The 6,536-nt window shown below is 65.7% G+C and carries 10 protein-coding genes and 1 pseudogene; 1 reads left to right on the forward strand and 10 read right to left on the reverse strand.

The features are described 5' to 3' along the window. The coding region (locus tag AX692_RS19965) for a hypothetical protein (RefSeq protein ID WP_196490809.1) at positions 1-245 on the forward strand (245 nt) is incomplete at its 5' end. Here the strand turns inward: AX692_RS19965 and AX692_RS02910 are convergent. The 10 genes and pseudogenes from AX692_RS02910 to AX692_RS19970 form a co-directional block, all read right to left on the reverse strand. Further along, positions 242-1,552 (reverse strand): NAD(P)/FAD-dependent oxidoreductase, encoded by a 1,311-nt coding sequence (locus tag AX692_RS02910; RefSeq protein ID WP_073977443.1) that lies wholly within the window; start codon positions 1,550-1,552, stop codon positions 242-244. The two genes, AX692_RS19965 and AX692_RS02910, sit on opposite strands and share 4 nt — an antisense overlap. Before the next feature lie 158 nt (positions 1,553-1,710). Then, entirely contained in the window at positions 1,711-2,472 is a 762-nt protein-coding gene (locus AX692_RS02915) for a hypothetical protein (RefSeq protein ID WP_073974992.1), read from the reverse strand. A gap of 10 nt (positions 2,473-2,482) precedes the next feature. After that, positions 2,483-2,638 carry a hypothetical protein gene (locus tag AX692_RS19455; RefSeq protein ID WP_155644867.1) on the reverse strand — a complete coding sequence of 52 codons (156 nt, stop codon included), beginning with the start codon at positions 2,636-2,638 and terminating at the stop codon, positions 2,483-2,485. A gap of 68 nt (positions 2,639-2,706) precedes the next feature. Further along, positions 2,707-4,056: an acetyl-CoA carboxylase biotin carboxylase subunit gene (gene accC, locus AX692_RS02920; RefSeq protein WP_073974993.1), complete on the reverse strand. Its 1,350-nt coding sequence runs from the start codon at positions 4,054-4,056 to the stop codon at positions 2,707-2,709. Between the two features lie 5 nt (positions 4,057-4,061). Next, complete coding sequence (gene accB / locus AX692_RS02925; RefSeq protein ID WP_081095094.1) at positions 4,062-4,577, reverse strand: acetyl-CoA carboxylase biotin carboxyl carrier protein; 516 nt, start codon at positions 4,575-4,577, stop codon at positions 4,062-4,064. 122 nt (positions 4,578-4,699) lie between these two features. After that, positions 4,700-5,140 carry a type II 3-dehydroquinate dehydratase gene (locus tag AX692_RS02930; RefSeq protein ID WP_073974976.1) on the reverse strand — a complete coding sequence of 147 codons (441 nt, stop codon included), beginning with the start codon at positions 5,138-5,140 and terminating at the stop codon, positions 4,700-4,702. Positions 5,141-5,194: 54 nt separating this feature from the next. After that, a complete protein-coding gene (locus tag AX692_RS18720) occupies positions 5,195-5,464 on the reverse strand; it encodes a Txe/YoeB family addiction module toxin (protein ID WP_081095095.1) in 270 nt (89 codons plus the stop codon). Then, positions 5,461-5,715 (reverse strand): type II toxin-antitoxin system Phd/YefM family antitoxin, encoded by a 255-nt coding sequence (locus AX692_RS02935; protein WP_073974975.1) that lies wholly within the window; start codon positions 5,713-5,715, stop codon positions 5,461-5,463. The genes AX692_RS18720 and AX692_RS02935 overlap by 4 nt, the downstream gene beginning before the upstream one ends. A gap of 124 nt (positions 5,716-5,839) precedes the next feature. After that, positions 5,840-6,253 (reverse strand): holin family protein, encoded by a 414-nt coding sequence (locus AX692_RS02940; RefSeq protein ID WP_073974974.1) that lies wholly within the window; start codon positions 6,251-6,253, stop codon positions 5,840-5,842. Positions 6,254-6,324: 71 nt separating this feature from the next. Then, positions 6,325-6,536 (reverse strand): annotated as a pseudogene (locus tag AX692_RS19970) (CoA ester lyase); the annotation flags it as partial.

Here is a 6,536-nt window from a genome sequence, read left to right on the forward strand (position 1 = left end):
CCCCCGATTGCCCGGGCGAACCGGCCGATCCCTTCAACCCCGAAATCGTGGTCTGCGCCGCCGCCACCCCCGCCCCGCGGCTCGGCCCGGTAGTGGGGCCGGTTGACGACGGCTTCGGCAGCGCCATTCCGCGCGCAGCGGTAAGGCTTTCCGACACGGCGAGCGCCGAGGCGAACCTCATCAATCAGGGCGTGGGCGGCTTCGATGCCGATGGCGCCGAGGTGCGCCTGAAGATCGACTTCTAGTGCAGCTTGAGCTTGGGCCGCACGATGCGGTTCACGCGGCCCACCAGCATCAGGAAGGTCGCCTTGACCCAGCCGTGGATGCCGATCAGGTGCAGCCGGTAGAGCGAGGTGTAGATGAACCGCGCCAGCCGGCCCTCGATCGCCATGCTCCCGCCGATGAGGTTGCCCATCAGGCTCCCCACGGTCGAGAAGCGGCTCAGGGAGACGAGCGACCCCTTGTCGCGGTAGACGAAGTGCTTGAGCGGCCGTCCCTCCTGCATCCGCACGATGTTGGCGAACACCGTCTCGGCCATCTGGTGCGCGGCCTGCGCGCGCGGGGGGACGGGGCGGTCTTCACCGGGCGGGGTGTAACTCGCGCAGTCGCCGAGCGCGTAGATGCAGGGGTCTTCCAGCGTCTGGAGCGTGTCGGTGACGATGATCTGGTTGCGCCCGTTGGTCTCGAGCCCGAGCCCGGACAGGAAATCCGCGCCCTTGACCCCCGCGGCCCAGACGATGAGGTCGGCCTCGATCACCTCGCCGGTCCTGGTGACGAGCTGGCGCGGGCGGGCCTCGACCACCTGCACCCCGGGGCGCACCGCCACGCCGAGCACTTCCAGCTCGTGCTTGGCCGCCGCCGCCAGCTTGTCGGGCAGGGCAGGGAGGATGCGCGGGCCGGCCTCGAGCAGGGTGACCTGCATCCGGCTCTCGTCGAAGACTTCCAGGCCGTAGTGCCTGAGCGCCCCTGCCGCGTTGTAGAGTTCCGCTGCCAGCTCCACGCCGGTCGCGCCCCCGCCGACAATCGCGACGCGCACCTGCTCGTCCGCGCCCGGATCGTTCATCATCGCCCGGCTGACGCGCAGGCAGTGGTTCAGCAGCCGCGTGCGGAAGCGGTCCGCCTGTTCGCGGCTGTCGAGGTAGAGGCAATGCTCCTTCACCCCCGGCACGCCGAAATCGTTGGAGACCGAACCCAACGCCAGCGCGAGGATGTCGTAGCGGATGGTGTGCCCCGCGATCAGCTCGCTGCCGTCCTCGTCCTTCACGGGCGCGAGGCGGATGGTCTTGCCCGCGCGGTCGATCCCCTCGAGGCTGCCCTGGAAGAAGCGGTAGCCCCAACGGTAGCAGTGTCCGCGGTAGCCGACCTCGTCGAGATTTGCGTCGAGCGACCCGGCCGCGACCTCGTGCAGCAGCGGCTTCCAGATGTGGCTGAGGTTCTTGTCGACGAGGATGATGTCGTGCCGCTTGCGCCCGTATTTGGCACCGAGCCTGCGCACCAGTTCAAGCCCGCCCGCGCCCCCGCCGACGACGACAATCTGGGTCTTGCGGTTCATTCGGCACTCCCTGGCACAGCCGTGCGGCGCAATCCCGCGTCCCTGATAGCGGCTGCGGGCGGCAAATGCGCGTCAAATCAACATGGCTGCGTGCAACCCGTGTTGCGGTGCAGCATCGCAGCATCAGCGCCTGAAGTCCGCCGTGGTTCCCGCAGGCGTCAGATGGCGGACGCTTGTTCGTCCCCTTCGTCATCGCTGACCAGCCGGACGATGTTGAAGCCGATGTTGAACAGGTCTGCCTGATCGATCTGGAGGTAGGGGATCGGATCGGACATCTCGCTGTTGCGCTCCATCCCGCGCTTGCCGACCCGCACCGTGAAGCGGTCGACGTCCGAGAGCACGATGTTCGACACCTGGCCGTTGGCGCCCGGGCTCAAGGTTTCGACGATGCCTTCATAGGCGGCGAACACCCCGTCATGGCCAGGCTTGCCCATCACATAGGCGAGCACCAGCACCTCGCTGTCCGAGGCGAGGCGGGCGATGTCGCGCAGCCAGATGGCGCTGCCGGGCCGGAAGAAGGCCTGGGCTTCGTCGCTCTGCCCGATGCGCATCGACAGGGCCGCCGTGCCGAGACCGAGCGTCACCAGCCCCGCGAGCGTGAGGAAGATCGCCGCATCGCTCTGCGCGAAACTCATGTCGCGCGCGATCAGGGCCTTGTAGATGTTGGGGTCGAAGGCGAGCGGCCAGCATTGGCCCGTCCACCCGCAGATCCTCTCCTGCGCGAAGAACAGCCCGCTTCCCGCCAGATGCGCGAAGATCGCCCCGCCGATCACCAGCACGAAGGACGTGGTGCTCTGCGGCGCGATGTCGGGCACCGCCGAAAGCCGCTCGATCCGTCCGGCATAGACGAAGCCGGCAAGGCAGCAGAACCCGGGGAACAGGAACAGGCAGGCGCTGACGAGAGCGAAGCTCCAGGTCACGCGCGGCGGATCAGGCAGGCTTGCGGGTTCTGGTCTGTCGTTCGTCGCGTTCGCCGGCAAGGTCCAGCGGCACAGCCGCCCCGGCGCGCCGGGCGGCTTCCCAACTGCCATATTTGCGGTGAACCTGCCGGCCCAGCCTGATCGATTCTTCCGAGTTCAGATACATCGTCGGCCTCCGTGGCTCATATAGCGAACGCTGCGCCGAATTTCCACCCGTTTCGAAGAAGAGACCGCTCAGACCTCGCGTTCCTCCAGCCACTTTTCGAGCCACTTGATCGAATAGTCGCCGTTCAAGACGTCGGTCTGGCGCAGCAGTTCCTGGTGGAGCGGGATGTTGGTCTTGACGCCCTCGACCACCATTTCCTCGAGCGCGCGCCTGAGCCGCATGATGCAGCCCTCGCGGGTGCGGCCGTAGACGATCAGCTTGGCGATCATGGAGTCGTAATAGGGCGGGATGCGGTAGCCCGCATAGAGCCCGCTATCGACGCGCACATGCATGCCGCCCGCGGCGTGGAAATAGGTCACGAGGCCGGGCGAGGGGGCGAAGTTGAAGGGATCCTCGGCGTTGATCCGGCATTCGATCGCATGGCCCTTGAACTCGATGTCCTCCTGCGTGACCGACAAGGGCCGCCCTTCGGCGATGCGGATCTGTTCGCGAACGAGGTCGAGGCCGGTGATCGCTTCGGTCACCGGGTGTTCGACCTGCAGGCGGGTGTTCATCTCGATGAAGTAGAACTCGCCGTTTTCCCACAGGAACTCGATCGTCCCCGCGCCGCGATAGCCCATGTCGCGCATCGCCTGGGCGCAGACCTCGCCCATCCGCATGCGCTCCTCGGGCGAGATCACCGGCGAGGGGGCCTCCTCGAGCACCTTCTGGTGGCGGCGCTGGAGCGAGCAGTCGCGCTCGCCCAGATGGATCGCGTTGCCCTTGCCGTCGCCGAACACCTGGAATTCGATGTGGCGCGGATTGCCGAGATATTTCTCGATATAGACGGTCGCATCGCCGAAGGCGGCCTTGGCTTCGGAGCCGGCCTGCTGGATCAGCGTTTCGAGCTGGTCGGGGCCGTTGCACACCTTCATCCCGCGCCCGCCGCCGCCGGACGCGGCCTTGATGATGACGGGATAGCCCGCCGCCTCGGCAATCGCCTTGGCTTCGGTGATGTCGGAGACCGCACCGTCCGAGCCGGGCACCAGCGGCAGGCCGAGCGCGCCCGCGGTGCGCTTGGCCTCGATCTTGTCACCCATGGTGCGGATGTGTTCGGGCTTGGGGCCGATCCAGATGATGTCATGCGCCTCGACGATGTCGGCGAACTTGGCATTCTCCGAGAGGAAGCCGTAACCCGGGTGGATCGCGTCGCACTGCGCGATCTCGGCGGCCGAGATGATGTTGGCAATGTTGAGATAGCTCTCGCTCGCAGGCGGCGGGCCGATGCACACCGCATGGTCGGCGAGGCGCACATGCATCGCGTCGGCATCGGCGGTGGAGTGCACCGCAACCGTCTCGATCCCCATCTCGTGCGCCGCGCGGTGGATGCGCAAAGCGATCTCGCCGCGATTGGCGATCAGGATGCGTTTGATGCCCATGAGCTTTACGCGATCACCACGAGCGGCTGGTCGAATTCGACCGGCTGGGCGTTCTCGACCAGGATCGCGGAGATCGTGCCGGATTTGGGTGCGGTGATCGGGTTCATGACCTTCATCGCCTCGACGATGAGCAGCGTGTCGCCTTCCTTGACCTCCTTGCCGACCGCGATGAAGGGCGCGGCGCCCGGCTCGGCGGAGAGGTAGCAGGTGCCGACCATCGGCGACTTGACCGCATTCTTGAGATCGGGGCCGGCGGGCGCGGGGCTTTCCGCCGGAGCGGGCGCCGCGGCGGCGGCGGCCGGAGTGGCAGGCGCGGGCGCGGCGGGGGCGGCGGCATAGGCCGGGGCGGCAGCCACCGCGCCGCGCGAAACGCGGATCTTGCGGTCGTCATCCTCGACCTCGATCTCGGTCAGGCCGGTCTCGTTGAGCAGCTCGGCCAGTTCGCGCACCAGCGCGGTGTCGATGTTCATCCCCGACTTGCGACCGTTCGCCTTGCCGGATTGGCCAGCGTCGTTTGCCATCTATGCCCCTTCTCGCGTGGAGTGCGCCCGTAAAGCGCGAGCGTCTATTGCCCCCAATTGCGGCAGGCAAGTGGCAGGAACGCAAAATGTGAAAGCTGCATGACGATTTCGGGGCGAGGATGTCAGACCTCGCCCGCCGCTACGGCTTCGAGCGCGATGAGGTAGGAGCGTGCGCCGTGGCCCTCGACCGTCCTGGCGGCTGCCATGCCGACGTAGGAGAGGTGGCGGAAGGGCTCGCGGGTCTTGGGATCGGACAGATGGACCTCGATCACCGGCGTGCGGATCGCCTTGATCGCATCGAGCAGCGCGATGGAGGTGTGGGTATAGGCGGCAGCGTTCAGCAACACCGCCCGCGCACCCTCCGCTTGCGCCTCGTGGAGCCAGTCGACCAGCGTGCCTTCGTAGTTGGTCTGGCGCATGTCGATTGCGAGCCCGAGTTCGCGGGCGCGGTCTTCGAGCATCCCGGCGATGTCGTCCAAGGTGGTGGTGCCGTAAATCTCCGGCTCGCGCGTGCCGAGGAGATTGAGGTTGGGGCCGTTGAGGACGTAGACGAGGTTGGTCATTCGCTTCATTACCAATGCGCGGCTTAGGTCGAAACACAGTTCGCCACGTGGGCTTCATAAGTAGTGCGACCGGCACTGAAGGATTTCGAGGGTCTGGTCGCGGCCTTTGCCACACACGCGGTATACCAATCGGTCTTCGCTGTTGATGCGGCGCGACCACCATCCTTGAAGATCGCCGCGCAATGGTTCGGGCTTTCCGGTTCCTGTAAAAGGCGTTCGGCGGCATTGTTCAATCAGCGTGTTGAGCCTTTCGAACGGTTTGCGTTCACCATCTGCCCACCATCTATATTCATCCCATGCATTGCTTGTGAAGGTGACCTTCACGGCTTGATCAACTCCCGCACCAGACCTTTGCCGGCATTGAGTTGCTCGATCCCCTCGCGCAGGCGCTTGGCATTCTGAGGCGTCGACAGGAGATATTCGGTTTCCCGGATGGAATTCCACTCCGACAGCGACACCATCACCACGGCCTCGCCGTTGCGGCGGGTGATGATGGCTTCCGAATGATCGGCGACCACCTTGTCCATCACGGCCTTCAGGTTTTTGCGCGCATCGCTGTAGGTGAGGACTTCCATCGGTGATCTCCTTGCGCCGCAATATGTACATGCAATGGTACAAACGCAAGGTGAACGTGCACATCCTTGTTTCGCATCGCTGTAGGCAGAAAACCGGTTTCCACTTTTCTGCGCGATGCTTCCGCTACCGGTCCACCCCCTTGACCTTCCCCCACTGGCGCGCCGCCGTGTAGCCGAGGTAGCCGGTGCCGAACAGCGCGTAGAGCGGCTCGGGGAGCCCGGTGAGGTAGGCGTTCATGCCCGCAGCAATCTCGCGCGCGGCGGCGGGGTTGAAGGCGGAGAGCACCCCCATCGGCAGCGCGGTCAGCAGCAGGACGTACATCACGTAGAGGAAGCTCGGCCGCGCCCGGCTGGTCCACGGATCGCTCGAATTGGCCTCGGCGACGATTGCCCGAAGCTGCGTCTCGAGCATCTGCATTTCCTGCGTGCCCTGCAAGGCGATCAGTTCGAGCTTGGCCTTGGCCTGGGCTTCCTTGTCGGGGATGATCTTGTCGATGATCGAGGCGATGGGGCCGATGAGGACGTCGATAAGGGCCATGGCGCGCGCTCCTTTCAGGTGAGTCGCGCAACCAAATAACCAAATAGGTTAGAGTAGGAAAAGGAAATAACCTATTCCAAACCCGCCTCGGCGAGCAGGCGCTGGGCCAGCACCAGGTGCGGGCGGTCGAGCATCGCCCCGTCGAGCGCCACCACGCCCGCGCCCGGATGGTCGGCGAAGGCCTGCACCACCGCGCGGGCGTGGGTGAGCTCCTCGGCGCTCGGGGTGAAGGCTTCGTTGATCGGATCGACCTGCGCGGGGTGAATCGCGAGCATTCCGCGAA

This window comes from Erythrobacter donghaensis (assembly GCF_001557325.1).
Lineage (GTDB): Bacteria > Pseudomonadota > Alphaproteobacteria > Sphingomonadales > Sphingomonadaceae > Erythrobacter > Erythrobacter donghaensis_B.

Bases quoted from the DNA above. Each gene is read 5' to 3' on its own strand.
- AX692_RS02910 (WP_073977443.1), bottom strand. From the start codon at position 1,552: ATGAACCGCAAGACCCAGATTGTCGTCGTCGGCGGGGGCGCGGGCGGG.
- AX692_RS19455 (WP_155644867.1), bottom strand. From the start codon at position 2,638: ATGTATCTGAACTCGGAAGAATCGATCAGGCTGGGCCGGCAGGTTCAC.
- accC (WP_073974993.1), bottom strand. From the start codon at position 4,056: ATGGGCATCAAACGCATCCTGATCGCCAATCGCGGCGAGATCGCTTTG.
- accB (WP_081095094.1), bottom strand. From the start codon at position 4,577: ATGGCAAACGACGCTGGCCAATCCGGCAAGGCGAACGGTCGCAAGTCG.
- AX692_RS02930 (WP_073974976.1), bottom strand. From the start codon at position 5,140: ATGACCAACCTCGTCTACGTCCTCAACGGCCCCAACCTCAATCTCCTC.
- AX692_RS02935 (WP_073974975.1), bottom strand. From the start codon at position 5,715: ATGGAAGTCCTCACCTACAGCGATGCGCGCAAAAACCTGAAGGCCGTG.
- AX692_RS02940 (WP_073974974.1), bottom strand. From the start codon at position 6,253: ATGGCCCTTATCGACGTCCTCATCGGCCCCATCGCCTCGATCATCGAC.